Origin of the sequence: Paenibacillus sp., assembly GCF_048976745.1 — a bacterium.
Lineage (GTDB): Bacteria > Bacillota > Bacilli > Paenibacillales > Paenibacillaceae > Paenibacillus.
Genome location: NZ_JBHGUU010000005.1, coordinates 237915 through 263767 on the forward strand (window position 1 = coordinate 237915; position 25853 = coordinate 263767).

Here is a 25853-nt window from a genome sequence, read left to right on the forward strand (position 1 = left end):
TTAAACCACCTTCACTTTCATATATACTTTTTCAACGGAATCCACAGGTTGGACCTGAATCTCGATCAGAATACTGTCAGTTTCGTTTCCTGGAGCAACAGTGATATCTGTTTTGGAATCAAAATTCTGAATGGCACCAATATCCTGGAGCTGCTTCAGGTATGTGACACATTGGGAACGGAACAGGCTGCGCCCATCTTCGTTGTTGTTCACTTTGCCGATGTAGTAGGACTCGAAGATCCGTTTCATATCATTAGCGATGCCATCGAGAACACGAACAACACGGTTTTTGGCAAAATGACGTGCCTTATCCGGAGTCACAGAACGGAATGTATTCACATCCTGCTCTACTACTGCACGGTTGCTGCTCGCTGTAAACACAAACTCGCCATTACGCAATGCTGCTTCTGTCTCGGTATGTGTCAATCGACCATTAACATCCACAGCGTCGTCATATGCACGGAATGTCAGGGATTCATTCAGGTTAGCTCCCGCTGTTGCACCGGAAGTCCAAGCTACCGTTTGTTTTGGCGTAAGAACGGTACCGTCTGCGAGCACAACACCATTTTTCACACTGATGATGCCTTCATGATCTGCTGCCGGATAATCGGACAGAACCAGTTGCACCTTCTTGCCTTCGGTATCACGCAAACGCTTGATGTAAGCTGTGTAGACTGACTTGAGTGTGGCATCGTCTGAGATCAGACCAACCGTGTTAAAATCCAGCACCTCCAGCTTGGTCAGGAAATCGGCATGATCCTGGTTCGTTGCTGTACCATCCAATCCACCTGTTAGTGGAAGTGATGCTGTAGCTGTGAGTGCACCTTCACCAGTAAATGTAACGTATGCGTTTGATTCCAGAGCTTCGATGGTAGACGCGGTTTGTTTGTCGACTTCTTTACCCGCAAGCAACGTGGAGACATCCAATTGTTCCGGGTCATTGATATTGGCGGAGATTACAACAGCCAGATCATTACCACGCACACCGCCGTGTTGGGCGGTCACTGTCAGATTGTCCAAGGTTGCCTTGGCTTTTGTCCCTGCATTGAGTCGGTAAAGAAGCAAGGTTTGCGCCCGTTTCAATGCCTCGCGGATCAGTAGCAATTGCGGTGCTGTCCAGTCATAGCCCAATTTGGCTTGTACATCTTCACCTGCTTGCACGGTAAGGATTGTACCTGCTTGTCCCCATGACAATGGAAGTGCCAACGCCACCGTTCCTCGCTCTCCTACCGTACCCGGCAATGAGCCCTCTGATGCAAAATTCATATATACGCCGGGGCGTACCTTGTTTTGTGTTGTCCATGTTCCTCCAGCCATTATTGTGCCTCCCCATTCATAAATTGTTGGATGTGTTGCTGTGCTTCTTGCAAGGTGTATGTCTCTTGTTCCAGCAGAACTGCTGCCAAAATATCTTTCTCGATCCGGCTAAGTTGCCGGGATTCAGCGAACTGTGCTTTGCTGTATTTTGGTTTGTTTTTTTGTTGAGCTTCCGGATTTTTAGGATCCTGTTCTTTTTTTGTAAACATCGCCAATGCGCCTCCTATTCCTTTCATACGGATCCCCTCATTCGGTTAGTTAAGTTCAATAAAAAAAAGTTATACTGACCACTCCAAGGACAGGATAACTATCGTTACATTGAACTCATATCGTTATTCTCTTGTAGCTTTAAGTGCGGTAGGTCGTTGTTCCAGTTGTTGCATGGTAGCGGCGGACTCCGACACTTTGGTGGTTCGCATGGTGTAGTACACCAGCATTCGCGGCGTATTGTTCTCCGTCTCCCAACGCATCTCCGTTGCGCGATAGGGAGTGCCTTCCACGTCGATGGTCTCCAATGCTTCGAACAGCTCATCTGGCAGGGTTGCGGGGATGTTGTCTGTTTCGAGCCAGCGGATTTCATAAGCGTGAGATTGCACGAAGCGATCACTGCGTTCCCGGGTAAGTTGAGCGGACTGCAGACGGTAGGAGATGCCTTTTTCGGCAGGAGTCGAGTTGCCACCTACTGTTGCTTGGTGGATTGGGATGTTAGGGAAATGCTGTGTGAGTGTGTTTGCAATGGTAGTGGTTAGTTGGTTTATGCTCATGGTTCACCTCCTTTTTATTGGTGAGATTGAGATTAGTTATGTTTTCCTATCTACCAAGATTCGATATGGAGACTAACGGCTTTAAATGTAAGTTCACATGCCATATGAAAGACGTAATTGGCGCCACCCCCGTTTTCATCATCTACAATTAATACCGGTGTATGTGAACTCGTCGCTGACTTTACTTCTCCGTCTTGGGCACCGGATATCAATCTCACAGCGTTACCGGTTTCCTTGGGTATTGCACATAATTATAATCAGACATGATCATGCCTCTTTATTAAGAGTAAGAACCGCCCACACTGGCGTTCCAAATCTCTTTGTTATCCAGCAAGATCCGGTAAAGGCGAACGCATTTCCATGTGGCTACGCCGCTGTTGTTTGAAGCGTGCGCCCGCAAATAGTAGGACCCGGAAAGGCTGGAAACGCTCAAGCTGATTGTGGTCCTTGTCGTCAGTGAACCCCGATATGTTCGGGCGTTATATGTACCGCCGCCTCCCATTTGGTCCGTTGACGCTATGAAAATCCCATCTGATTGGATGTGGGATGAACCTTCCAATGCAAAATCAAATACAACATTAGTTACGTTGGTCAGATCCACTGGTGTGCTTGTCACTACGGCCGCCTCACCGCCGCCTGTGCTTGGGTTGTATGCGTAACATTCCACATGGTCCGATTGTTTGGACACATATGAATTACTTCCCCATACGGAACCTTTCCGCATAGTCTGTACAGTGGACCAAATGGGGCGCCATACTCCCCCGACTCTCGCATAAATTTGTTGGACACCCCGCCAAGTCCCCGAAACCTTGACGGACACTCTATTGGGCATTTTCCACGTGCCACCCACCTTAGCGCCTAAAGCCATGCGTTATTCTCCTCCCCTTTATCATGAGTATTGATACCAGATGTCGCCATCGTTTCCGCCAGAAGGTGCAGCAGATGAAATAATGTGCCTGTTCTTAGCATCAAGGACAGATTGAAAAAGGTCTTGTGACCATGCTGTCCAAGTTCCATTGCTTTTAATTCGCATTCTGAATGATCCTGCACTAAATAAATCATAGGCTTTTTGAATAACCCAACTATCAGAAGACATTGCCTGAACTTCGATATACCACCATGCACCACTCGCGGTTGTTGGTGCATGGGCAATATTCTCACCAACATGGAACCCTGCAGCGACTAAATTATTGGCATTCCCATTACTGACGTTGATTGAAAGACCATTATCTTCAGTTAACTTACCCTTTTGCCACGGTGCACCTTGATCAACAATCTGCATCCACGGTCCCCAGGTATCGTTAGCAGTCGTACCAGTACGATGGTACATTCCTCCTGTCGTTCCGCCAGAAGCATATTCGTGAGTGACACCTCCGCTGTCATCATTCCAGCCCTTTAATCCATGTAATACGACATAGAGTTCGGCGGGTAAGCCAATCGTTGAGCCTGATTTAAATGAGTATGCGATGTTTTTACGATAATCGCTCGGCTTTGTAGCTACTCCACGAGTATCTGGAATCAGTCTTGGAATGGCACCGTCCACAGCCGCTTTCACTGCCTTTTCCGTCGCAGCCACCGTCTCTGACGTTCCGTCCGTCTTACTAGACAACTGTACCTTCCCCTTCTGCGTCAGAGACGCATCAGGAATAGCCATCTGACTCACCGCTTCACGAAGCGCATCCAAATCCGCTTGCGTTGCAACACCAGCATCAATCTTTTCGAAAATCATATTAATACTATCCCGGGTCACTCTTTCGTTCCCCAAGGGAAGAGGCAATTTTAGTCGATCTGTTTCTTTTGGCATTACGCCCACACCTCCAGTTCATTCCACGTCAAGGACGCGGCGTCCAGTTCATCCCATGTTTTCTGCTTCTTGTCCAGATCATCCCAGACCAGATAGCGATACTCATATTCCACGGCCATATGGGCCGGTTTCAATTCTTCAATCGCCCGTTTGAGATCATCTATATTGGGTGGGATGCCCATCGTATCTACAAAGCTCACCGTGAAACTCCACGCTTCCGGTTGAAACGTTACATCCACCTTGCCCCCGGCATATGCCTCGGCCACGTTCGCAACCAACCTGCCAGAGAATTTCCCTGCCCCACGCAGCTTCGACTCCACCACAGCACGTCTTTGTTCCACTGGCTTGAGACGATCCGTCTCAATGCCAAGCTCCTGCTCCCAGAAGTCCAGCCCCCACGTCGCTGTACGGACAAAAAATTGCTCCAACGTCTCATCCAGCGCCTGGTACAGCAGATCCATCTCGATGCCTTTGGCCTGCATATCCGCCTGCATAACGCGAGAAGTCTCATAATACCTGGGCAAATACGAGAACAGCTCCCGCCCTTTCTCACTCGTCAGTCCAGCATCTACAGTAGAAGGAGCACTCATGACCAGCATCCTCCTTTCCTTTCACATCAACGTATACAGCTTCGCTCAAATGCTGCGCTCCCGAGCGGCGCACCGCACGACCCAAGCACTCTTCCTTCCCGCTACTCTCTTCATTTCCAGCTGAACCGAATGCCGCATAGTCCGAACATTCCCGATGTCCCCTACTACCTTCATCGCCGCATTCACGAATTGCATCATCATCCACCATCTGCCCAACACTACTCATGAACTTCCACCGTCCCCAGTACGGCCACCTGACTCGCGGTCATCTCAATATTCTGGTCGCTCACACCGTTCACGGTCAGCTCCGAATAGTCGATAATCGGCGGAATATCCAACAGAATCGCGGCAATGCGAGTGTAACGAACGAGTGGATCGGCAAAAGCTAACTGTTTCAAATACGAGGTCACCCCACGTTCGATCAATGCACGTACATCGGCCAACGTTGCATCACTTGCCAGCGTCAGTTTCACTTGAATATTCATCGGAACTTCCTCGGCTGGCATCACGGAGACCACTGGACCGGCGGGCGCAACACCTTCACCCTGTCCATCCTGCGTGGGGTCAACGTACTTCTGCACGGCGGCTACCAGATCGGTACCCGCAGCACGTTTGTCCGTGTCCAGCAGATACAATCCAACCGTACCTGGCCCCTGCCATAACGGAATAACCCGCGTTGCACCAACACCCGGCACTTCACTGGCCCATTGCACATATTGCGACTTGTTGCCGCTTGTCCCTTGGTTGCGGACTTTGGCATAAAAGCGTTCCAACAGCGCCGTATCGGCCTCAATATCTGAACCGCCTTTGATCACCTCAACGTTCGTGACTGAAGTTACCCCACTTACAGGTGTTGACAGCACCGTTACCGTGCCCGCAGGCACATTGCTCTCTTTTCCAGCAACAAGCGCTCGCACGCCTACCATCCCAAAGCCCTCTGCATCCAGCTCCACACGGCCCACCGTCTCATATTCGAGCGAAGCTTCAGCAGATACTTCATCCGCGAGTGTAGCCACGACCGTTCCTGCAGGCACCACTTTCCCAGGCGTACCCGTGAACCTCACAGCACCCTGAGCCGACACAGCAGCTCGCCGCGTAATGCCGTGCTCTCCTGCCCGCAGATCCAGCTCTTCCGAACGAAAATTCGGATCACTGCTCGCAGCCGTACTTGCAAACCCACGCCGCAGTAATTCCTGCGCCCACAACGCCGCCTCGGACAGCATAAACGCAACAGGAGCTTCCGCATCCCACAGGAACGAACCCTCCGACTTATCCAGATCCGCGGGCAGACGATCCAGCATGCGCTGCATAATCTGTTCCTCCGTCTGGTCCTCCAAATAACGCGGAATCTCAGCCATCCCGTCAGATCACCTCACTTTCCAGAATAAACATCTCTTCCTGCACACTCGCCACCCGGCACGAGAACATGCACTGCTCCCGATTCCAATCAAACGTGAACTGGTCTACCGAATCCGTGCGTGGATCAGCCAGCAACGTCTCCGTCACCATCCGGGTAATCTCACTTTCCATAACACCACGACTGTCACCCTGCCCCACCAGATCCTCCAGCTCCGAACCATAGTTCCGGGAGTAAATCACATGTCTGTACCGCGGCGTCTTGACTGCCTTGATGCACCATTGCACCCAGGCTTCATGCCCACCAGCCGCAGCAACTTTACCACTTGGAGTCAGCACAAAATCCCCTGCATCGTAATCGAATCGCCAGCTCCGCCCAAAGCGCACCTCTTCCGAAGCCGCACCCGACAGATCCTCCTCATCTCCCCAGACCACACCCGTTTCCGGGAACAAACTAGGCATGCGCACTCACCACCTTACACAGCACGACAATGTCGTTACCGCCATTCACCCGCATCGCCAGCACGCGATCTCCCGCCTTCAATCCTTTACCAAGAGACCACACCGCTTCTTCCACTTCCTCTTCTTGCAAAAGAAACCGTCCCGTGCCCGTCGTACCGCCGTTTGCCACGTCAGATATACCCGAGATCGCGCCAGCAGCCTCGCGCTCCGGCAATCCAAGCGTGCCCGGCAACTCGGCCACGAGATAATCCTGCACTTCGTGCTTGAAATCATCCAGCTTCACACCGGATGAAGTCATCGTACCCAATACCGCGCCCATACCGCTCACGGCCTGACGGGAATGAGTACTCATCGCACCCCGCATGACGTCGGCAAAATGCCCATACGGATCATCTTTATTCAAGGTAAACCCTCCTTTTCACCAGCTCAGCCGTCCCCAGCTCTAACGTCATCGTTCCAGGTCCGGCAGACAGATCACGGCTGACCGACATGACGATTAACTTCAGCCCTTTTAACAACACCGCGTCCCCAGCGCGAATCGTATTCACATCCGGTGCGGATATCGTAAAGGTCTCCTGAATACCCGTCAGATGACTTTTCGCCAGTTTTTTCGCGGCAGTTGTCGATTTCACCTGATCGTCCTCTACCAGCTTTTGCAATGTGCCCAGTTCTTCCACACCATTCTGCTCAATCGCGAGCACTTTGGAAGGAACTTCTTTGCCATTGCCAGACTCCGACGCTGCCATCACTTTAACTTTGGTAACCGCCCCTTCGAGCGTACGCATCTGGGTAAGATCAATCAGCCGATCCAGCTCATACACCTTCGCATTACTTCCCACCTGGAAGAGCTGCAAGCCACCGGGTGTCATCCGTGGATGATACATCTCCCCGCCAGACTTCGCCGTTTCTTTCAAATCGGCAAACATCATCGAGAAAATCGTCTGTGACCGATACACGGCTTTTCCCAGCTTTGTTTTGGTTTCCGGCAATGTAGCGTATGGAATCTTCCACTCTTTGGCGTAGGTTTTAAGTCGTTGCGTAGCCGTCTGATCTTTGGGAAGTAGGAACTCGTCCTCCGATTTTTCCAGATAAATCATCCGGTCGTACACCGTGAGAGACAGCCGCTTGGTGCCGCTGTTGGAACTCTCCACCTCCCAAATGACCGCAGGATGCAACAGATGAACCATGGATTTTTCACCAAAAGGAACCCCACTAATCCGTATCGCCATGCCCGGTGAGATCGAAGGTAGACCCGAAGAAGCGGACACCGCCAGCCGGATGTTGGCCTGATAGGCAATCTGGTCGAGCGAATCCTTCAGCGTAATCGTCTCCACCAGCTTGGTGATGTCATATTTGTCGTCGACAATGACCTTGTAGGTCATGGCATCACCAGCTTTTGCCCGGGTTTGATCCGGTTCGGATCACTCCCGATGATCTTTGCGTTGAGCTTGTAGATCTCGTTCCATTTGGAACTGCTGCCCAGCTCAAGCTTTGCTATTTTGGACAGGGAGTCACCGGATTTGACAGTGTAGGTCTTGCTGGTTTTTTTCAAATCTGTACGAGAACCTGACTTGCTCCCGGATGCCGCAGAGCCCACCTTCTCCACCTTGGAATCCCGCCATGTGCGCAGGGTCAGGTCGAAATAAATATCCCCGCTCTCGCCGCCCCGGAAGGTCGTATTGTGCGAGATCAGATATACCGGCACATTCACCCCCGTGTTGGTGATGATGAAGCGCAGCGGCTTTTTCGATACCAGAAATGTATTCAGCATATTCATCGCTACCCGCGGATCAGGCAAATCTTCGTACATGCAATAGGACGCATCATACTCTTTGGGAAAAAAAGAAGAGAAGGTGATCTCCTTCACCTTCTCCCCCTGTGCAAAATCAAACTCGCCATGCTCCAGCATATTAATCGTTTCGTACCCTTTGGAACGTGAGATTGTTAATTCTTCCGGTTTCACTGGAAATTGAAACTGCGTTTTCCCATCGATCAGGGTAAATTCCATTCGGATCTCTTCCACTTTATCTTCAAATACAGACATACACGGCCTCCTTTCTACTTAGGCCATAATCGTTTTTCGGTTTTCCATCGCACGGCGCACTTCCCCTACAATACGTTGTCCAACTTGACGTGACAGCCCATCGTAGTCAATGGCGTTCTCACGCACCGTCACCTGTACTGTACCTGGCGCGATATTCACTGCAATCTGATTGGTAGTTTCGGTTTTGAAATCCTTCAAGTATCCAGACAGACTGCTCATCTGGTCTTCAGATATCTGTACCGTCATCGTGGACGATTTTCCATTCGTCTGTGCACCGTTACCAAGCGCCATCGCTTGGTTCTGCATCATGCTTGTTCCCATGAAGCCAGCAGATGTAGGCTGACCGACCTTGCTGTTCATATATGCAGTTGGGCCTGTCATGGTCAGTGCTGGTGGAATATAAGCAGGGGCCATCTGCGGCCCTGTTGGTACTTGCGACGGTGCAGCTACTGTTGCTGTCGAGACCGTCTTTTCTTCTTTTTTGGAACCAAAGCCGAAGAAGCTGGATATACCATCGGTGATTTTTTTGGTTTTCTCAGAGACATAGTCCGCTGCACCTGACAAAGCATCCCCTACACCCTCGGTAGCACTAGACATAAAGTTTCCAATATCCTTCGCTTTGTCTCCGATCCAACCGCCTGCTGCACTTCCGGCCCAACCACCTACTGCACCACCAACCCATGTCCCGATACCAGGTAAAAGTACACTACCGATGGCGCTACCAATCGCAGTGCCTGCTGTGCCGCCAATCATGGAACCTACCGCTCGACCACGTTCTTCCGGGGGTGCTGTCGCTACATTCGCCACATCTGCGAGCATGCTGATGGGCCCAAGCAACCTTTTGGCTCCTTTGGCAAAACCACCACCCAATTTACCAAGCATGCCATCACCTGAAAATAGATTCGACATTGCCGTTGGAGAACTGGACATGATGCCAGAGATGAGATTGGATCTCCTGCCACCACTAATTCTTCTGTTGTTTGCATTTCTGGCTTCATTAAGAGCACGATCTGAAGTATCTGTAATGATCGGACTTGGCGTTGGGACAGGAGATGCGGTTGATGATCGATTCCTTCCACCTCGTCGTCCACCTACTCTCCGTGGTGGAGTTCCACTAGGATTAGCATTACCAGATCTTGAACTGTTACGAGTTTGGTTTTTACCTTTTGGGCCTTCACTTGGCTTACTCGCCTTATCTTTTTTTGATTTTCCACTGAACAACTTTTTTCCTTTTTCCCACAAATCTGTAGCATTATTAGCTGCATCCAAAAAGGCGAAAAAGGTTTCGTACCATTTGTCATTTTCTTCTTTAGCCACATTATAAATCGTTGTATTATGACTTCCGATCACAATTGACGTGGACGATGCACTCGCCGGATTCATCTTGCCCATCGCCACTTCGATCTTCTGCCGAACCTCAAGCGATACCGTTCCCCAAGCCGTAACCATCTGGTCCCTGAAACTGTTCAGTTTCGCCCATGCGCGGTCCAATGCTGGACTGAGCTTATCAATCAACCCAATCGTCGGTGTAATACGCAGCCTGCTGATTCTCACAGCCATACTATAAATATGCTCCAACCTGCGCCCAGTCGTTCTCAGTTCATTGTTCACCTTGATCAGACTCTGATAGCGAACTCTACCGAGACGTTCCGTCGAGCGTTGGATCTGATCCAGATAACGAAGGGTTGTCCGCATTTCCGTATTGGATTTGGATAGACCTACAATCATTTCTGCCATTTTTTCACCTCCTGCCTTATATCGTTATCGATTCATTTGCGAAGTGATCGCTGACATTTCCTCTTCCGAGAACGCAATTAACAGCGAGCGCTCCCCGCGTGGTAAAGACCAGAACTCTCCGGGCCGGAGATGATGACGCACCCACATGTGATACAGGAACGTGGTCATCCCGCCGGAGTGAATCAGTTTTTTAGGTCTTCAATCTCCACACCGAAGCCGGACAGCTCCAGCACTTTGTCGCCAACGGCATCCAATTCACCCGCGAGCAGCATACGACGTACCGCCTGTTCGCCACCGGATAGCTTCATACGGCCAGTAATACGGGTATCCCCCCAGCCGGACAACTCCAGGCTGCGGACTTTCAATTTCACGGTTGCTTCAGAAATGAGCAGCGCGTTAAACGTTTCGGTGTCCACCTTTTCCTCGGTGCGGCCTTTGGTCGTTTTTCGAATCGTACAGCGCTCGCGAATGTGATCCACTTTGGAGGACGTCAGTCCACGCAAGGTCAACAACAGATCCAGACGCTGAATGCGCACATTCTCCTCTGGCAACCGTTCTGCTGCTTCAAACAACTGATCCAAAATCTGTTCTTCGGACATATTTTCATTCATACTCATTGGGCGTTATCTCCTTCTTACTCACATTTGGCAATCATAATGGTACACTAGCCACTCCGATGACAGAATAACCTTCCGATCGCTGTTATCCCCAGATTTTTTTGATTCCCCTCTTCAAGGGAAAATCCGGGGATAAAGGCGAACGCTCCGCTTCTTCACGTTATTTCTGTCCTCTCCGTTATCGTGTAGATACTAAATTTGCTTTAAGTAGACAACAAAGAGACCGAGATCATCTCGGCCTCCATTAAAGTCCTCTTTAGTTCGCTACAATCGGATTCAGCAACTCAAATCCTTCAAACGTAAAGCCTGTTTCCTCCGGTACTTCCTCCCCCGCTGTCCAGTTGGCAAGCTGGATTTTGTCCACCATGCAACCTTTCAGCAATACACTCTCATGTCCATACGATTCAGGGTCGTTCAGCTTCGAGATAATTTCGAATTTCGTGAAGCCGCGCAGGATCATATCGGAAGTGACCTTGTAGCCAGTCATCGTGCCCGTTCCTTTTTTTGCGCCGTTTTTGTGCACTTTCCAGTCGTTACCGACCAGATTCAGCTCACGCTTTTCAATCTCCACACTCGCTTCCAACTTGTTAATGTTTGTCTGCCACACACCATCGATATGCAGCTGACCATGGGTACCGAGAATTACTCTTGACGCATCCAACATATATGTTCCTCCTTGGGTTATTTGAACTAATCATTAGTACACGCTATAACTCCGCGGTCAGAACAATCTTCCGATCGCTGTTATCCCCAGATTTTTTTTGATTCCTTTTCAAAAAGGGAAAATCCGGTGATAAAGGCGAGCGCTTCGCTTCTTCAGATTTTTTCTGCCCTCTCCGTTATCGTGTAAACCATCAGTTCAACATATAGTAATTATTCTAGAAACCTTATTGCACGTAAAATGTACCAAACAACTGCTCCATCACATCGGTCAGTTTCACATTCCATTGCAGGAATACTTGATCTGCCTCCGGCTTGAGAACGGGTGCAGCACCATAGTATGCCGGGTCAAGAATGACATCATAACCGTCAGCTTCAATCACATTGCTCTGTGCAAGCAGCGCCAAATAGGCCTTCATCGCACTAATCAGTGCCTGACGACCCTCTTCCGTATTGTTCACTTTACCGATATACGTATCTTCCGCGGAACGTTGCAGATCCATGTTAATGGCGTCCAACACACGAATGGAACGGATTTTTTTCCACGCATTATTCTGTCCAGCGGCCGGAGTTACCAGTGTGTTTACACCGCGAAGTGCTTTTACCTGACGACCATCATGGAAGAAAATAAATACACCATTCTGTACTGCCTGCTCCTGTTCTGCACGCGTCCAGCGACGTGTCACATCATCGAACGGCGTAGCTGCATAGGTTGTGGATTGGTTCAGACGTTGTCCGGCGATCAGTCCTGCAACATAAGCAGACGTTTCAGCCGAGCTGTAAAATGCATCTCCAAGGCGAACGCCTGTACCAACATTAATCACACCTTCATGGTTGAGCGCAAGCGAACGTGCTGCCGCTTTTTGTGCTGCTGTAGCAGAGGTGTCATCCGCTGCGGAACCGCCAAATACAGCCATTACCGGCTTGCCTTCACCACGCACACGTTTCACCCATGCCGCAAAACTCGCAAGCAGAGGTGCATCCGCCGCCTGATCCAAAGCCAAAACGTCGAATTGCTCCCCTTCGAGCACACCTTGTACAGCAATATACTCTGCATTGGTCAGGTCATCGTTGCCACTTACGCCGCCTTTGAATGCCGCACCCGCAACCGTAGCAACCGCACCTGCACCATCGCCAATCGCCTGCGCCGTCACCCAGACATTTTGTTCATCGGCGTTAATTTCTTTCGCAAGAGAAGCTGCTGAAATATCCGCTGTCAGGAGGGCATACAACATCCGGTTACCTTCAAAAAGGCGCACTTCATGTTTCGTATTATCAATCACACCTGGCTGGATGGTGACGTAGAATCCATTCGCACGATCCCCCGGATACTTCGCATCCAGTTGCAGCACATTGGCATCACTGCTGTCCTTCAACGTAAGCGTAGCTGCTTTGGCCGCAGCACTTGCTACCCGATAAGCGAGCAACTTCTTCGGCCCACCCAACAGGGCGAGCTTCAAGGATGGATAAGCTGTACCGTTGTCCAGCACATTCGCCGCATACATACGTTCAATTGCCGCTTCGCTCCCTACTTCAACAAAAGTCCCCACAGGACCCCAGTTGGCCTTGATCGGCACAACGACCGTTCCCCGCGTACCCGCTTGAATGGCCGAGGATGCAGCCGCCTGAAAATTCATATATAAGCCCGGAAGGACCGGACGATTTGTTTGCTCCCAAGTTCCACCTGCCATTATCCCTTCACCTTCGCTTTCATAAATTGGTTAATTCGTTCTTGCGTTTCTTCAATGGAAAACGTCTCTTGCGCCGCTTCGTACAGCGCACCGTATAGCACCTCTGCCTTAACGGCAAAGAGGGCTTCTGCATGATTCATCAGTTCTGCCCGTGTATACCGCGGAGCGGTCTGTTTGCTTTTTTTCACTGAGCTTGCCATGCCTATCTCACCTCATTGGTTGGAATACTAATTTCGTGAACATGAACATTAATCTTTAAGCTTGACCTATGAATTTTCGATCCTATGAATCTATGAATTTGAAGCTAAGATCTTGAACCTATATGAATCTACTCCAAGCTATAATCTGGAACCACTCTTATAATAGTGAATGTTCCTCTCGACTAACGTTTACTCCATGCCTTTGCTATGGTGAATCTCACGAATCAAAGGTACATTCGTACCTGGACGACGAATCCGCTGTTGCAACGTCAGTCGAATCTGACCATTTAGATACGCATCCGTCTGCAAATCTGCCGTGACCTCATCCACCGTCACATACCGTGTGTTACCTTGGTGCTCTGCGCTCTCCGTTTCATTGACGGCAAGGCGAGCTTGCACCGCAAGTTGCCGGACCAAGCGAGTAACCGTATTCCGTGTTAGCACCGAATGATCGGTGAGCACATGTCCAATCCACTGTTGTCGAACCTCCAATGCTGAAGTGCCCGCCACAGACGTGCTGCATCCGGCCATTCTCCATAACACAGACGGCTTCTCGTATCCACCGGGCCATACATCCCCATATACCGACCAGTTCGAGCCAAGCTCCTGCTGTGTCCAGCCTTGAAGCGCAGCTAACCACGCGTCCTCTGTTTCAGCAAGGACAGCTCCCGATTCTTCGGGAACATACACCCCGAACCGCAGACTGCGTGTAAACATGCCAGACCCGCCATCCACCCGATCACTATCTGAAGAACCCAGATAGATGCAGGTGAATGCCCCACCTGATTCGTCCAAAAGCCTTGCCTGGTGCAACCTTTCAATTAGAAGGGCTGACCATGCTTCCACTTGTTCAGCGCCGCCATCTTCCAGACGAGCATATGGTGAGATTTTGATAATCCGTCGATATCCCGCCCAAGCAGACTTCGGCACCTCTTCCGCAAACGCAACCACGGCACAAGGCCCGATTAACACTTCGCCTGACGCAGGTACATCCAGCACACGACCGGCCCAATCTGGAACAAGTACCGCGAGCTTCTGTTTCAGCGTTTTTTTAATGAGCGTACTCATTTTACTGGTGCTCATGGCAGTGCTAATTTCATTGTTCATAGACACATTCATTTCGCCCCCTTTGGCTGCAAGTTTGAGATCTGCCCACACCGCGCAGCAACAATGCAGCAGCAGTAGACTCCCCCTTTGAACTCAGCGTCTGTGTTCCGATCGAACCCGTACCGGGACTACTTCACCGCATCAAAAAGACCGGCCACCTGGCCGGTCTTTACATTAGCGTATGTGCTTTCGGTGTGTCCCTTGTTACTGATCCGATAATATAATCTTACACCCTTTCATCCCTAGCGCGGATGGTGTTCCGTACGACTTCGGTGCGATTAAGGGAGTCGTTCGGGTGGAAAAAAGACGATTCTGGAATCTTCCTTTAAAAGATACTTAAGTTAGCATTAAGGATTAAGATCAATAAATTGATAAATTTATCCAAATATATTAATATTTTATTATCAATTTCGTTGTCGCTTACGTAAAAGAAGGAGGAATACCTATGAGTAAAAAATTCAAGATTACTTCACTTGCCGTCTTAGCATTCATACTCGGGATATCCTGCTGGGCTTACATCGGACTGCTTGGTAATCCACTCAAGAAAAATGATGCTGAACAACAGGTAACCACTTACCTGATTGAACAGAAAGGTTATTCACCCGAACAGCTTATCGAAGTACAAGGTACTTACTCCTCAAAAAGTTCTGAAGCACCTTACGGTGCCTCCGTAACATTCGCGGACGAACTCGAAGCGAAGTATCAATACATCATCTTTAATACTGGAGAGATTAAGCAGTACAGTCATACCAGTGATCAACCTAAACATGAGGAGCCCATGGTGAGATAGTAGTTTAGTTCAAAGTAACCTGCGGATTCAATGTGATCTCAAATGCGCGGCCCCAGATGAAATCGGGATTCGTATATTCCAACAGCGCAGTAGCATACGTCGCGTAGGACAATTCGTCATTACAAATCTGCTTGATCGCGACATTGCCTGTCTGGAAGGCTGTTTTATTCGCAAGCGTCGTCGTATACGTCTGCATCAGATCACGGAGCAATGTTTGCAAATGAGCATAGTCTTCCTGTGAGTTGAACAGCAACATATTTTGATCCGAAAGGGTTGCCACGTTGGTATACAGCGCATGGGCTCGGGAATATGTGCGGATCTCTGCAATCGCTACCGCTTTGTAGTAATAATCCTTCAGGAAACGCTTAAATAACAACGAGCCATGCGCATTCATCGCATCCCGCAACTTATGCTCATGCTTCTCTGTTGTAATCAACGCGTACCTCGACTGTCCCATGCCTACAGCAATACCAATCTTGTTGCCCGGTGTATTCCAGGCACTGTAACCCAGGGCCCGCCCGGTATACGGACTGCTCAGCAACGCTTCAGCAACATCAACATTGGCTGGTCCTTTACCCACAAAATCAATCAACACCGAAGGCAGACCTTGCTCACTATTTAGCGTCAACTGCTCCAACGCAGCCTGCACCTGATCCAGAGCCGTAATGGCAATAATCTCGATGTCGATGCCTGTGTTCTCTCCGGAGTTACTCGGGTGACCCTTGGTCATACGATCCAGTTCGGAAGCCATGTCAAACGGGACAACTTGCTCGACTGATACAGCCACCAGCTGTTCATTATCCACACTAGTCATCGGATCCGTCACCACCTCTGGTTCAGGATATGCCGAATCTGCTACAAGCACACCGCCCACAATATCCACATGACGAACCACATTCTCGTGTACATCCATGTATTCATACGTATTAATAATGGTATTACCGTGAGGACCAAAATATTTCACTGCGTAACGTGTCTTCGCTCCGCCTCGGAACAACTGGTTAGCCATACGAGCAACCAAAGCGTGCCCCAGACCATCGGCATCCGGCAAGATGATCGCACGATCTGGATTTTGCCCATTGGTTCCACCCAGCCATTCATTGATCCGCGCTTCTACATAGTTGATTTCATTGATCTGAACACCCTGCGTGTTGGCATCGTCGACGCCAACGGCGAGGAAATCGATATAACCTGTGCGAGCCAGCTGATCCAGAATGTACAGGTTTGTTTTGAATTTATGCTGTCTTGTATTGTAATACTGTTCTTTATCAAAATAGGTCGTTGCCCCATATTCCACCCCATCTGGGGACAGGTTATAACCTTCGATAATATCCTCAAACTCGGTGTAGGTCTGACGTGGCTGCTGCATCAACGCACGGGACTCGTTATATGCATCAAGTGCCAAGCCATCTGCAAACGAGGTTGTAGCCAAACGCATGATAGTATCCATGACAAATACGGGTTTGCGCGGATATTTCTGCTTGATCACGCGGATCACGTCCAGCAAACGAGTGGTCTCATCATCATATTCAGGATAGGCGCCCCCTCCATCTTCGCGGAGCTGACGACTGCCAATCAGACCACCATAGGCGAGCATATCGGATGAGATAATGAATCCGTCGACCTTGGCAGCATGTTTTAGAATAAAGTCACGAATTTTAGACGGTTTGCCATACACAGGCGTGGAGGTCCCGAGCAGCGTTGTGCCATCTACGGTTTTCTCCGAGTCCAGACGATTCTTAATATCACTCAGGTTCGGTGTAACGATATGGATACCTGCTGCTTTCCCTTGCACAATCACATCATCCAGATTCGCTGGACGATCATCCAGTGGAACATACAATACTGTTTTCATATCACGTAGCCTCCTGTTATCTATATAAGTTGAACTACAGAATATCTACACTTGCCACTTCGATGACAGAACAACCTTCCGAGCGCTGTTATCCCCGGATTTTCTTGATCCACTTATATAAAGGTAGAAATCCGTTCATAAAGGCGCAGTGTATGCTTCCGAAGTAGCTTTCTTGTAGAAAGCTTTTAGCTCCACTTCTTCAGGTTATTTCTGTCCTCTTCATTCTCGTGTAAATCGTTAGTTCAACTTATATATCTAGTCTTTAATACCCGATCAGGGCAAGGATGCAATCACCGAATTGAAAAACCGGCCCCCTGGCCGGTCTGTACGTTAGCGTATGAGCTGTCGGTGTGTCTTCCTTGCGGCTGATCCGATAATACCATTTTACCGCCTTTGCCCACTCTCGCTGATGGTAATCGGGATGAAATACGCATGAATGTGGTCGTCTCCGTGGCGGTTATATGTCGGTTTCTCGCGAGAAAATCCTATCAACAATCCAACCAAACCCATCCTGATGATGTTTATATGACATAAGCAGCTTTCAAATACTACGAACAATAAAGGATGGATATGACCATGAAAAAGAGGTATTTCTTCTATCTTTGGATTGCTGTAACCAGTTATATGGCAGGCCCTGCTATGTATGCGTTGGGAATGTACATCTTGTATCAGGAAACAGATGTTATAACAACATCTCTTATTGGATGGACTGCGGCAACATTCTTATCCGTTGGTATCCTGTTTATCCTGATCACGGTCATCATGTTACGAGTGTTCAACATCTATTATTTCTGGCTGCAAACCCTGCTCTTCGAGTTGCTTTTCCTTGCCCTCGTCTATATGACCACTGTTCTTCTTGGGGCTGGCAACAGGGGACTGCCCAAGCTGTCCTTTCTATTTACGCCCGAAGGCATCTCCTTATGGATGTTCTGGGGGAGTATTGCACTTATGAGTTCCTGGGGAATATGGGCAGCGCGTCAGCCCGAACGAAAATCACCATACATGCTGGTGTCCAGAGTCATGCTGCTCCTTTTTGTCCTTGAAATTTGGCCCCTTTAAAAAGGTACCGGTTGCCCACAATTCGGTAAACCCAGAATAATGCCTAGAAGGAGTGTCCGTCATGACGGACACCCCTTCTGAAATGTATGTTTTATCTCATGCGATGATATAACGAAAGTTCTCCCATGTTTCCGGTACAGGCTCCCCGTTCTTCGCATGATGATAGAAGCTGAACGGGAATTTGAACACATGACCACCGTTCCAGTCACGGGAACGTCTGTCGGTGAGCCAGTATTCCAGTTCATGGGGGAGCGCCACCGATCGTTCCGCCCGTTCTAGTGGCAGCAGGTCTACAGGGGATTGCAATGTCGGCATCGCCTGTTTAATATCCACATCCCGGCTTAAGCGTAGTGCCTTCACCATGGTAAGGAAAGGCGGGATGCCTTTGTGGAATAATGCGGGATAACCCAGTTCATATAATATGTTAAGCGCATGTCCATAGGTCAGCATATGACCAATCAGATCATGATGCGCTTCCGCGTGATATATGGTCTGGAACGCACCAAGTTCATCCAGAATCAGGTGTGACAACTGAACGGGATCTTCGAGTTCGGGGAAACCATCGCTTTTTTCCGGCTTCAGACTGCGGATTTCTTTCATCGTTGTATTCATCCACGATCTTCCCGGGATGGTTCGATCAAATGAATCGATCAGTTCAACCAGCCGACCAATATCCTCCGCCGTGCCCCATCCATCCAGTTCACGAATGGCTTTTAGACTGATTGCCCCGTAAATGGCCTGGTGTCCCACCCAGTGCAGTTCTCCAATCGTTCGATCCAATGCGTCCGTAATACGCGCTTCGGCATCTTCCCTGGGCATCATTTCACCAATCGGAGAGGTCTGACCAGGGCTGATCCCATGCTGGCGAAGCATGGCTTTTGCTTCGGCCGTAACACTGCCGGCGGCAAGGGCAGTGAGACGATTTTCCCGCACCCAAAAATATGCCGCAATCGCACCCGCCCCATAATGGGCGTGCCACAGATCTCCTGTACGTTCCCGACTGGAAACGATAATCGATAGTCCCTCTTCCAACAAACGTCGATCCAAGCTTGCCACCACCCTTCATCATCTGTATTACGAAGCAGGTTAATAAATAAAGCGTTTACTTCTATAACATGATGGAAATGCTCCACATATGCCCGTTTTGCCCCGGAATGCAAAGTTTAGCCCATTCGAAGCTTGCCCACGCCACGGATGGATACTTCCAGCGGATAGATCTGTGCCTTTTGATTAGAGAAAAACCATGTTCGATCCTTCTTCACCACAATGAATAAACCATGTACATCTCCTACAGGAGCAAAAGTTTCACTAACCTCACCCCAGTGCTTGAGTCCAATCTGCTGAAGCTCATTCACGGTAGACAAAACATCATCCGCCACCAGTCCAATTTCACACACCTGTAATATGTCTTTAACAGAGAAGTGAGGGTCACTCTCATTCTGAATACGATGATGAGCAATCAGCTCGATAATATTGCCTGCCGGATCTTCGAAATAGAGAGAATGAGAGTTCCAGTTAGTAGAGTACGTCTCATCCCGATCTCCTTCCCTGCTTAAAACAACACGTGATGCAGCCCACTGCTTCGCTTCCTTGAACCGATTCGTCGGAATCATCCAGGCAACATGATAGAAGGGCTCATGATCTGTATCACACTGTTTGAAAATCATCTTTGTCCTTCCAACCTGCAGGTTGAAGGTCTGATCCGTCGCGTTGGATACCTCCATTCCTAACGTACCACGATAAAAATGCTTGAGGTCCTCCAGCCGTGTTGTATATAACTGTAATTCTTCGATCATCATATGTTCTTCTCCTGCATCTCCTCCCACTGACTCCATGGCACCATGCCAAGTTCAGGCTTCGCTTCATCCGGGAGCATGGCGATGAATTCAAGCGAATGACCATCCGGATCGGTAAAATACACAGACACCGCAGGCATCCAGCCAAAGACGTACAGTTCACCGATATCATCATCCAGGAAGTTGCGTGCCTTGATCCCTTTATTCTCCAAGTCAGCCACCGCATGTTTCATATCCTCGAGAGATACACGAAAAGCAAAGTGCTGACGCTTCACCTCGGAAGGTTCCTTTTGCCACAATCCCAGCATGGCATTGCCTTTTCCGCCTATCCAGTAGAAGGAGTTTCCGCGTTCTTTCTGCCCATAGGCATGGGGTAAACCAAGGACTGTCTCATAGAAATGATGGGATCTCTCCAGGTCCGTCACGTTTAGATGTGTTTCAAATATGCCTGTAATCATAATGCTCAACCTCTTTTCCTTTTTCCCATATTCATCTTCGTTAGTTCTCAACTCATGGTTGAATTCCGCGCATTCGTTAACGTCTGTGCCAGACTCAAAAACGATCCAATGACCCGCTGCACCCGGTCCTCTATATCCTGGCTGCCTTCGTACTCTTCGTATCCGTCAAATGTCGCTTCGAATCGTCTCCGCTGTGCACCCCCAATGGAAATCCACTCTTGGGCATTGATACCATGCAGATTACGAACAATCGCTTGCAGTTGTAAAAGCGAACTTACCCCCACCGCTCCGCCAGAGGAGCTGATGGACAGGACAGGTTTACCGCTAAAATGAGCCTGGCTCAGGTGATCCAGTGCATTTTTGAGCACACCGCTGATACTGCCGTGATACTCTGGTGTAGACAGGATGATGGCATCTGCCGCGAGCATACGCGTGTTCAGGTCTGCCAGATGTTCATGGTCCGCTTGTTTCTCATCTGGTGCGTAGAATGGAAGCGGTGTCTGATACAGATCAAACAGGCTGGCCTGATGTCCCTGACCCCGAATAATCTCCACCGCATATTCTCCCAAACGTGTACTGGTTGCATTGTTTCGATTGCTGCCTGCCAAAATCACAATATTCATTCCTGTCACTCTCCTTGGTTCTTTTATTGTTTCAAACTCTAACGTTCCTTCAACCGATCCGTCTTTGGTTATCCTTATCTTACCTTTGTTCCGCGGCGAATTCGTCAGCAGATAGACTTAACTTGAAACACCAAAAAACTCAACCTTTAGGTTGAGTTTATACGACTTAAGTATGAACATATGTCGGAATTGGTCAGACGACCCAGCCGTTTCTTACAGCGTGAAGCGCAGCTTGCGTCCGATCCGCCAGTCCCAGTTTGTCGAGCAGATGACTGACATGGGTTTTGACCGTTTTTTCAGTGATGACCAATTGAACCGCAATTTCCTTGTTGCTCAGCCCTTGAGCAATCAGCCCCAAAACCTCTTGTTCACGGCGAGTGAGCATATCCGGACCACCAAGGGACACTTCAGTGGATTTCCCCGTCTGCTTCAGCTCTTGTACTTGACTGTCTGCTGACTGATCTGCCGTTATATGTGTTGGTAACTGTTCGTTCGTCGACCAATCAGATGAAGCCATCACATGCATCAATTGACCTGCTGCGGCGGGGTGCAATTCCACTTGACCTGCATGTACATTGCGAATAGCGACGGCCAGATCCTCGGGTTCAATATCCTTGAGCAGATATCCTTTCACCCCAGCCCGCACAGCAGGAACCACATGATCCTGATCGGAAAACGAGGTGAGCACAATGATTCGCGTTGCGGGCATTAACGTACGCAGCCGTCTGGCTGTTTCGATTCCGTCCATGACCGGCATATGCAGATCCATTAATACCACGTCCGGTTTTAACACTTCCGCCTGTGCCAGAGCTTCCTGCCCGTTCGATGCTTCACCAACAACCTCCATGTCTTGCTGGGTGGTCAAAAAAACGTGCAGCCCTCGTCTCACCATTGCATGATCATCTGCGAGTAAAATCGTAATCGGCATCTCTTCTTCCCCCTGACTTTATACAGATTCGAACGGAAGTGGAATGACTGCCGTTACTGTTGTTCCCTTGCGGGAAGAACTAACTATTTCTAACCTGCCCCCAAGCGATTCAGCCCGTTCCTTCATAATGGACAAGCCAAGTGAACCTCCAGACGATGCTTTTGGCCTTTTGGCACCGCCTATTCCCTGATCTGTGATGGTGAACACCACTTCATGATCATTTAACTTGAGGGTGACCTCAGCAGTAGGAACATCAGCGTGTTTCCGTATATTATTCAGTGCTTCCTGCCCGATTCGCCACAAGGCTTCTTCTATATTACGCGGTATAGACCGCATTCCAGTTCGATCCACCACGACTTGAAGACCCTGACTGGTGCCATATTCCTGTAGCGCATGGAGCAGCCCTGCTTCCAATCCTGCGGGACGGAGCTGCATAATCAATGCGCGCATTTCCTTGAGAGCTTCCTGAGACAAAGACCGAATATCCTTCATCGCTTCCGCTGCCGGGTGCAACTGTTCGGAGCCGGATAACATACTTTCCGCGCCTTTAGCAGTTAACGATAGTGAAAATAAAATCTGATTAACCGAGTCATGCAGATCACGAGCCAACCGGTTTCTCTCTTCCAGTCGTGCCAGTTCGCGGCGATTCTCCGCCAGCTTCAGACTCTCCCATGAGGCCGCAATATGCTCCGCCAATGCCTCCAGCACCTCACGGTCTGCCTGCGCAGGATCTGCTGTTCCTATTCCAATTACCAGAATTCCCGTTTCCCCTGGCGTATGGTACGGAAGGGGAACGCCAATTCCCGAGGCAATGGAATTCGTAGTCGGGTCCGGCTCGCACAGCGTAAATATCTCAGCAATCTCTATTGCAGACAGAGATGTAGCACGGTGACTATGGATTACTCGGTCCATGTGGTTTGCCACTTCTGAAGAAACCAGCGCACTCGATAACGTTCGGACCTGATCCTCTGCATAAACTGCCTGCAAAACGAATATTCCGTTCCTCTGCTGAATCATTGCGGCAAAAGGCCAATCATAATGCTGCCCAAGCAGCTGTACAACTTTTAACGAAAAAGCATCCGAATTGCTGCAACCGTTCACCGCAAGACCCAAGGCCGTGCTGAACTCCCCCAGCTTGGCATACAGATCAGCTCGTTGCTGCTCGGCACGGTACAATCTCATCCGCTCCATCGCACTACCAATCTGATACGCCACGCCCTGTAACAGTGCCAGTTCACTGTCGCTGAAATGCTCCTTAGCTGGCGCAGCCACGTTGAGCAAACCCAACATCTGATCACCTGATCTTAACGGAACGGTCGCATGGTGAGTAATATCATGGGTATCTCCCCATTGGAATTCCACCGCATCCTCCAGCCGTTTACAGTTAATGATGTTGACCGCATGATTCAGACGACCGTCCTTGAAGCGGTTCACACACCAGCAGGTCCCCGTCCGCATGGGCTCTTTATCTTTACGCAGTAATGCCGGGGGCAGATTGTAATCCGAAACACAGGTATAGTCTCCACGTTCATTAATCAGAAACATCCAGCCTGCCGTTAATCCGGTCAACTCCAGTAATTTGCCGACAACGGTATCCAGCATGAAGTTCAGATCATTGGACGTATTGAGCGTTTCTGCGATTGTCTTCAACGTGACCATTTCCTGCATTCCGACTTCTTCCGACATGACAGACTTCTCTCCTTTGGCTGATGCCAACTGTGGTTTGTTCAACTATTGTAACCAATCCACCCTGGATATTAAAGGATCAACTTCTTCAATCACTCACTCAGCCCAGCTTCTGTCGCTCTTTGCGGGATACAGACAAAGGCTCCATATTAATCAGACCTCGATCTGACAGAGCCAGCGCCATTTTGTAGAAAGCACGCGTACGAATCTTCGTATACGTATCCTTGCTGACAGGTGGATCAAACACATGGTTATACACTTTATAGTCAAACACATCATCATCTTTCAGATATCGTTCACAGACGAGTACACGTTCCTTTTCACTCAGCCGAGACACAACAAAATCAATCGTATCGCAATATGCCTGACGCGCGCGCTGCACGTCCACATTGTAGATCGCCGTTCTGGCCGTGGAATCCCCCGTCACATTGGTTGCACCATGGAAACGCTCGGCATAACTTGCCGTCACCATAACCTCTCGTTCTTCAAATGCTATGGTTTTATAGATTCGGTATTTCTCCAGCGCAGCTTCAACAGCCGTTTGCGTTTTGCGTCGGTCCAATTCGGGCAGCATCAATTCCATATTCATTCTCCTCCTTTAGTATTCTTGACTTCATTCATATCAATCACTCTATCGTTCACGTCATGTTGTTTTGCCATCGTTCTTTGCACGATAACAAAACGCTCTTATTCATAGAGTTGTCCAGTTTTCCAAAAAAGTAACGACATTTTTTCAATTTTCCCCTGTTGCCTTTTGGAATCACTCCAACCGCTATAATGCAGGGAATTCCATTGTTCAGAAGGTGATTACAGAACACACGACCCGCCTCAACTTTACATTTTGTTCGCATAGTGTTCGTATTTCTATTTGAGGATACCACTTTCTGGAGATCGGAGTAAACCTTCATTTTGGTTCATTTTGACGATAAAATAAAACCTTCGCTCTCATTTCCTATGCCTTTTGGCATAATTGTTTCATATCTCTTTACCTAATGGTATATATACGTTATAGTACTGTTTAATTAATGAACTTCCGTATAAGTCATTTGATTTTATAAAGAAGCCACCGAGCTTTTTAGAGAAGGGACTTAGGTGTGTAACACGCGCATACGCAGTGAAGGAGACGGAATCGATTCTGAAGAAGCGAAGCGTTCGCCTTTATCCCCGGATTTCTCCCTTTAGAGAGGGAAGGGGATAACAGCGATCAAAAGAACGATCCGAATCCGAAACGGGCATTGAACGCACATCTACCTCCCCCACATCCAACTGTCTTCTTTATAACTCAAGCACTTGTACGAATCGAAGGAGTTGGCATACATTGTGGAGCACGCTTTTGGTCCTTATATGAAACAACTGCGCGAGCAACAGGGATACAGCATCAATCAGCTCGCCGAAGCAGCCGGAATAAGCAACTCACAGATTTCACGTATTGAAAATGGGGTACGGGGTGTGCCGAAACCAGCGACCATCCGCAAGATTTCAGATGCACTCTCGGTGCCCTATACAGAGATGATGAAGCAGGCTGGTTATATTGAACCAGGGAGTGCCACTGAACTTCAGGACGTACCGGAATGGGCCACATACAAAGACCGTCGTGATTTCAAAAAGATGCTGGAGGACGATGATGATCTGATGTTTGACGGCATTCCACTCGATGAAGATGACAAAAAACGAATTAAGGATGTGCTGACAGGTCTGTTCTGGGAAGCCAAACAGATGAACAAACGCAAAAAGACGGACGACTCGGACAATCGCCCATGAGGCATGACCAACTGAATTTAATGAGGCAGCAGGTGAGATCATATGGATGACATCGTAACAAAGCTGATTCGAAAACACCGGACCAACTGCCCTTTCAGCATTGCCCGCGCAGTTGGAATACAGATTCGTTTCACCAATTTGGGGAAATCCACCAAGGGACTGTACTTTCGCAAGCTCCGGCGCAGGTTTATCGTCATACACAATGATCTGCCGCCGGAATGGCAACGGTTCGTGTGCGCCCATGAGCTTGGCCATGATCGGCTTCATAAAGGAATTAATCGATTCTTCCTGGAGGAGCATTCCTATTTTGCTCCAGGCAAGCTGGAAAGACAGGCCAACCGTTTTGCCATTCAATTGCTAACCTCCGGCGTGATGCCAGAACCGGAAGAATCTTTGGAGAAATTTTGTTTACGTACCGGACTGCCACGTGAAGCGCAGCATTTTTTTTACACCATTTAAGAACATATGTTCTTTATCAAGGTTCTATTTACCAATAGCAGATTTCCATGTCACTTTCAGGTTACTTATTTTTACGTAATTCGCGAGAT

Annotated in this window: 31 protein-coding genes; 4 read left to right on the forward strand and 27 right to left on the reverse strand. The window is 49.0% G+C overall.

Features of this window, described 5'->3' with window-relative positions; genetic code table 11:
- From ACE3K2_RS04835 to ACE3K2_RS04920, 18 genes are all read right to left on the reverse strand, one after another.
- Entirely contained in the window at positions 1-1317 is a 1317-nt protein-coding gene (locus tag ACE3K2_RS04835; protein WP_421887374.1) for a phage tail sheath family protein, read from the reverse strand.
- A complete protein-coding gene (locus tag ACE3K2_RS04840) occupies positions 1317-1526 on the reverse strand; it encodes a hypothetical protein (RefSeq protein WP_421887377.1) in 210 nt (69 codons plus the stop codon). Before ACE3K2_RS04840 ends, ACE3K2_RS04835 begins: the two co-directional genes overlap by 1 nt.
- 123 nt (positions 1527-1649) lie before the next feature.
- On the reverse strand, positions 1650-2081 hold the full coding sequence (locus ACE3K2_RS04845) for a phage tail terminator family protein (protein ID WP_421887380.1): 432 nt from the start codon (positions 2079-2081) through the stop codon (positions 1650-1652).
- A gap of 280 nt (positions 2082-2361) precedes the next feature.
- On the reverse strand, positions 2362-2769 hold the full coding sequence (locus ACE3K2_RS04850) for a hypothetical protein (protein WP_421887384.1): 408 nt from the start codon (positions 2767-2769) through the stop codon (positions 2362-2364).
- Positions 2770-2970: 201 nt separating this feature from the next.
- Positions 2971-3831, reverse strand: coding sequence for a pyocin knob domain-containing protein (locus tag ACE3K2_RS04855; RefSeq protein ID WP_421887387.1), 861 nt, complete (start codon positions 3829-3831; stop codon positions 2971-2973).
- A gap of 53 nt (positions 3832-3884) precedes the next feature.
- Positions 3885-4475, reverse strand: coding sequence for a YmfQ family protein (locus ACE3K2_RS04860; protein ID WP_421887390.1), 591 nt, complete (start codon positions 4473-4475; stop codon positions 3885-3887).
- Positions 4435-4701: a hypothetical protein gene (locus ACE3K2_RS04865; RefSeq protein ID WP_421887393.1), complete on the reverse strand. Its 267-nt coding sequence runs from the start codon at positions 4699-4701 to the stop codon at positions 4435-4437. The genes ACE3K2_RS04860 and ACE3K2_RS04865 overlap by 41 nt, the downstream gene beginning before the upstream one ends.
- Positions 4694-5833, reverse strand: coding sequence for a baseplate J/gp47 family protein (locus ACE3K2_RS04870; protein ID WP_421887396.1), 1140 nt, complete (start codon positions 5831-5833; stop codon positions 4694-4696). Before ACE3K2_RS04870 ends, ACE3K2_RS04865 begins: the two co-directional genes overlap by 8 nt.
- A gap of 4 nt (positions 5834-5837) precedes the next feature.
- Complete coding sequence (locus tag ACE3K2_RS04875; RefSeq protein WP_249911564.1) at positions 5838-6293, reverse strand: DUF2634 domain-containing protein; 456 nt, start codon at positions 6291-6293, stop codon at positions 5838-5840.
- Entirely contained in the window at positions 6286-6696 is a 411-nt protein-coding gene (locus tag ACE3K2_RS04880) for a hypothetical protein (RefSeq protein WP_421887400.1), read from the reverse strand. The genes ACE3K2_RS04875 and ACE3K2_RS04880 overlap by 8 nt, the downstream gene beginning before the upstream one ends.
- On the reverse strand, positions 6689-7675 hold the full coding sequence (locus ACE3K2_RS04885) for an XkdQ/YqbQ family protein (protein WP_421887403.1): 987 nt from the start codon (positions 7673-7675) through the stop codon (positions 6689-6691). Before ACE3K2_RS04885 ends, ACE3K2_RS04880 begins: the two co-directional genes overlap by 8 nt.
- A complete protein-coding gene (locus tag ACE3K2_RS04890) occupies positions 7672-8301 on the reverse strand; it encodes a LysM peptidoglycan-binding domain-containing protein (RefSeq protein ID WP_421888345.1) in 630 nt (209 codons plus the stop codon). Before ACE3K2_RS04890 ends, ACE3K2_RS04885 begins: the two co-directional genes overlap by 4 nt.
- Before the next feature lie 54 nt (positions 8302-8355).
- Complete coding sequence (locus tag ACE3K2_RS04895; RefSeq protein ID WP_421887405.1) at positions 8356-10074, reverse strand: hypothetical protein; 1719 nt, start codon at positions 10072-10074, stop codon at positions 8356-8358.
- 182 nt (positions 10075-10256) lie between these two features.
- On the reverse strand, positions 10257-10691 hold the full coding sequence (locus tag ACE3K2_RS04900) for a phage tail assembly chaperone (protein ID WP_017690174.1): 435 nt from the start codon (positions 10689-10691) through the stop codon (positions 10257-10259).
- A gap of 256 nt (positions 10692-10947) precedes the next feature.
- A complete protein-coding gene (locus ACE3K2_RS04905) occupies positions 10948-11355 on the reverse strand; it encodes a phage tail tube protein (RefSeq protein ID WP_105600731.1) in 408 nt (135 codons plus the stop codon).
- Positions 11356-11578: 223 nt separating this feature from the next.
- Positions 11579-13042, reverse strand: coding sequence for a phage tail sheath subtilisin-like domain-containing protein (locus ACE3K2_RS04910; protein ID WP_421887408.1), 1464 nt, complete (start codon positions 13040-13042; stop codon positions 11579-11581).
- Entirely contained in the window at positions 13042-13242 is a 201-nt protein-coding gene (locus tag ACE3K2_RS04915; RefSeq protein WP_017690177.1) for a hypothetical protein, read from the reverse strand. The genes ACE3K2_RS04910 and ACE3K2_RS04915 overlap by 1 nt, the downstream gene beginning before the upstream one ends.
- 189 nt (positions 13243-13431) lie before the next feature.
- Positions 13432-14355: a hypothetical protein gene (locus ACE3K2_RS04920; protein WP_421887411.1), complete on the reverse strand. Its 924-nt coding sequence runs from the start codon at positions 14353-14355 to the stop codon at positions 13432-13434.
- A 439-nt stretch (positions 14356-14794) separates the two neighbouring features.
- On the opposite strand from ACE3K2_RS04920, the gene ACE3K2_RS04925 reads away from it, so the two are divergent.
- A complete protein-coding gene (locus tag ACE3K2_RS04925; RefSeq protein WP_421887414.1) occupies positions 14795-15139 on the forward strand; it encodes a DUF3139 domain-containing protein in 345 nt (114 codons plus the stop codon).
- Positions 15140-15143: 4 nt separating this feature from the next.
- On the opposite strand, the gene ACE3K2_RS04930 is transcribed toward ACE3K2_RS04925, so the two are convergent.
- Complete coding sequence (locus ACE3K2_RS04930; protein WP_421887416.1) at positions 15144-16994, reverse strand: DUF4127 family protein; 1851 nt, start codon at positions 16992-16994, stop codon at positions 15144-15146.
- A gap of 290 nt (positions 16995-17284) precedes the next feature.
- Positions 17285-17428 (reverse strand): hypothetical protein, encoded by a 144-nt coding sequence (locus ACE3K2_RS04935; RefSeq protein WP_421887419.1) that lies wholly within the window; start codon positions 17426-17428, stop codon positions 17285-17287.
- Between the two features lie 142 nt (positions 17429-17570).
- Between ACE3K2_RS04935 and ACE3K2_RS04940 the strand changes: the two genes are divergently transcribed.
- Positions 17571-18053, forward strand: a complete 483-nt coding sequence (locus ACE3K2_RS04940; protein WP_421887422.1) for a hypothetical protein — start codon at positions 17571-17573, stop codon at positions 18051-18053.
- Positions 18054-18149: 96 nt separating this feature from the next.
- Here the strand turns inward: ACE3K2_RS04940 and ACE3K2_RS04945 are convergent, their stop codons facing one another.
- The 7 genes from ACE3K2_RS04945 to ACE3K2_RS04975 form a co-directional block, all read right to left on the reverse strand.
- Positions 18150-19109, reverse strand: a complete 960-nt coding sequence (locus ACE3K2_RS04945; RefSeq protein WP_421887425.1) for a hypothetical protein — start codon at positions 19107-19109, stop codon at positions 18150-18152.
- Between the two features lie 107 nt (positions 19110-19216).
- A complete protein-coding gene (locus ACE3K2_RS04950; RefSeq protein ID WP_421887428.1) occupies positions 19217-19852 on the reverse strand; it encodes a VOC family protein in 636 nt (211 codons plus the stop codon).
- Complete coding sequence (locus ACE3K2_RS04955) at positions 19849-20307, reverse strand: VOC family protein (protein ID WP_421887431.1); 459 nt, start codon at positions 20305-20307, stop codon at positions 19849-19851. Before ACE3K2_RS04955 ends, ACE3K2_RS04950 begins: the two co-directional genes overlap by 4 nt.
- A 47-nt stretch (positions 20308-20354) precedes the next feature.
- A complete protein-coding gene (locus ACE3K2_RS04960; protein ID WP_421887434.1) occupies positions 20355-20930 on the reverse strand; it encodes an NADPH-dependent FMN reductase in 576 nt (191 codons plus the stop codon).
- Between the two features lie 193 nt (positions 20931-21123).
- Positions 21124-21858: a response regulator gene (locus ACE3K2_RS04965; RefSeq protein WP_421887437.1), complete on the reverse strand. Its 735-nt coding sequence runs from the start codon at positions 21856-21858 to the stop codon at positions 21124-21126.
- A gap of 18 nt (positions 21859-21876) precedes the next feature.
- Entirely contained in the window at positions 21877-23589 is a 1713-nt protein-coding gene (locus ACE3K2_RS04970) for a GAF domain-containing sensor histidine kinase (RefSeq protein WP_421887440.1), read from the reverse strand.
- A gap of 55 nt (positions 23590-23644) precedes the next feature.
- Positions 23645-24127, reverse strand: a complete 483-nt coding sequence (locus tag ACE3K2_RS04975) for an ArpU family phage packaging/lysis transcriptional regulator (RefSeq protein WP_017690187.1) — start codon at positions 24125-24127, stop codon at positions 23645-23647.
- Positions 24128-24861: 734 nt separating this feature from the next.
- Here ACE3K2_RS04975 and ACE3K2_RS04980 point away from each other — a divergent pair.
- Positions 24862-25305, forward strand: a complete 444-nt coding sequence (locus tag ACE3K2_RS04980) for a helix-turn-helix domain-containing protein (protein WP_421888348.1) — start codon at positions 24862-24864, stop codon at positions 25303-25305.
- Positions 25306-25347: 42 nt separating this feature from the next.
- Complete coding sequence (locus tag ACE3K2_RS04985; protein ID WP_278296453.1) at positions 25348-25764, forward strand: ImmA/IrrE family metallo-endopeptidase; 417 nt, start codon at positions 25348-25350, stop codon at positions 25762-25764.
- Positions 25765-25853: the final 89 nt, after the last annotated feature.

Bases quoted from the DNA above. Each gene is read 5' to 3' on its own strand.
- ACE3K2_RS04835 (WP_421887374.1), bottom strand. From the start codon at position 1,317: ATGGCTGGAGGAACATGGACAACACAAAACAAGGTACGCCCCGGCGTA.
- ACE3K2_RS04840 (WP_421887377.1), bottom strand. From the start codon at position 1,526: ATGTTTACAAAAAAAGAACAGGATCCTAAAAATCCGGAAGCTCAACAA.
- ACE3K2_RS04845 (WP_421887380.1), bottom strand. From the start codon at position 2,081: ATGAGCATAAACCAACTAACCACTACCATTGCAAACACACTCACACAG.
- ACE3K2_RS04860 (WP_421887390.1), bottom strand. From the start codon at position 4,475: ATGAGTGCTCCTTCTACTGTAGATGCTGGACTGACGAGTGAGAAAGGG.
- ACE3K2_RS04865 (WP_421887393.1), bottom strand. From the start codon at position 4,701: ATGAGTAGTGTTGGGCAGATGGTGGATGATGATGCAATTCGTGAATGC.
- ACE3K2_RS04870 (WP_421887396.1), bottom strand. From the start codon at position 5,833: ATGGCTGAGATTCCGCGTTATTTGGAGGACCAGACGGAGGAACAGATT.
- ACE3K2_RS04875 (WP_249911564.1), bottom strand. From the start codon at position 6,293: ATGCCTAGTTTGTTCCCGGAAACGGGTGTGGTCTGGGGAGATGAGGAG.
- ACE3K2_RS04885 (WP_421887403.1), bottom strand. From the start codon at position 7,675: ATGACCTACAAGGTCATTGTCGACGACAAATATGACATCACCAAGCTG.
- ACE3K2_RS04890 (WP_421888345.1), bottom strand. From the start codon at position 8,301: ATGGAATTTACCCTGATCGATGGGAAAACGCAGTTTCAATTTCCAGTG.
- ACE3K2_RS04895 (WP_421887405.1), bottom strand. From the start codon at position 10,074: ATGGCAGAAATGATTGTAGGTCTATCCAAATCCAATACGGAAATGCGG.
- ACE3K2_RS04900 (WP_017690174.1), bottom strand. From the start codon at position 10,691: ATGAGTATGAATGAAAATATGTCCGAAGAACAGATTTTGGATCAGTTG.
- ACE3K2_RS04905 (WP_105600731.1), bottom strand. From the start codon at position 11,355: ATGTTGGATGCGTCAAGAGTAATTCTCGGTACCCATGGTCAGCTGCAT.
- ACE3K2_RS04910 (WP_421887408.1), bottom strand. From the start codon at position 13,042: ATGGCAGGTGGAACTTGGGAGCAAACAAATCGTCCGGTCCTTCCGGGC.
- ACE3K2_RS04915 (WP_017690177.1), bottom strand. From the start codon at position 13,242: ATGGCAAGCTCAGTGAAAAAAAGCAAACAGACCGCTCCGCGGTATACA.
- ACE3K2_RS04925 (WP_421887414.1), top strand. From the start codon at position 14,795: ATGAGTAAAAAATTCAAGATTACTTCACTTGCCGTCTTAGCATTCATA.
- ACE3K2_RS04930 (WP_421887416.1), bottom strand. From the start codon at position 16,994: ATGAAAACAGTATTGTATGTTCCACTGGATGATCGTCCAGCGAATCTG.
- ACE3K2_RS04935 (WP_421887419.1), bottom strand. From the start codon at position 17,428: ATGCGTATTTCATCCCGATTACCATCAGCGAGAGTGGGCAAAGGCGGT.
- ACE3K2_RS04940 (WP_421887422.1), top strand. From the start codon at position 17,571: ATGAAAAAGAGGTATTTCTTCTATCTTTGGATTGCTGTAACCAGTTAT.
- ACE3K2_RS04950 (WP_421887428.1), bottom strand. From the start codon at position 19,852: ATGATGATCGAAGAATTACAGTTATATACAACACGGCTGGAGGACCTC.
- ACE3K2_RS04955 (WP_421887431.1), bottom strand. From the start codon at position 20,307: ATGATTACAGGCATATTTGAAACACATCTAAACGTGACGGACCTGGAG.
- ACE3K2_RS04960 (WP_421887434.1), bottom strand. From the start codon at position 20,930: ATGAATATTGTGATTTTGGCAGGCAGCAATCGAAACAATGCAACCAGT.
- ACE3K2_RS04965 (WP_421887437.1), bottom strand. From the start codon at position 21,858: ATGCCGATTACGATTTTACTCGCAGATGATCATGCAATGGTGAGACGA.
- ACE3K2_RS04975 (WP_017690187.1), bottom strand. From the start codon at position 24,127: ATGGAATTGATGCTGCCCGAATTGGACCGACGCAAAACGCAAACGGCT.
- ACE3K2_RS04985 (WP_278296453.1), top strand. From the start codon at position 25,348: ATGGATGACATCGTAACAAAGCTGATTCGAAAACACCGGACCAACTGC.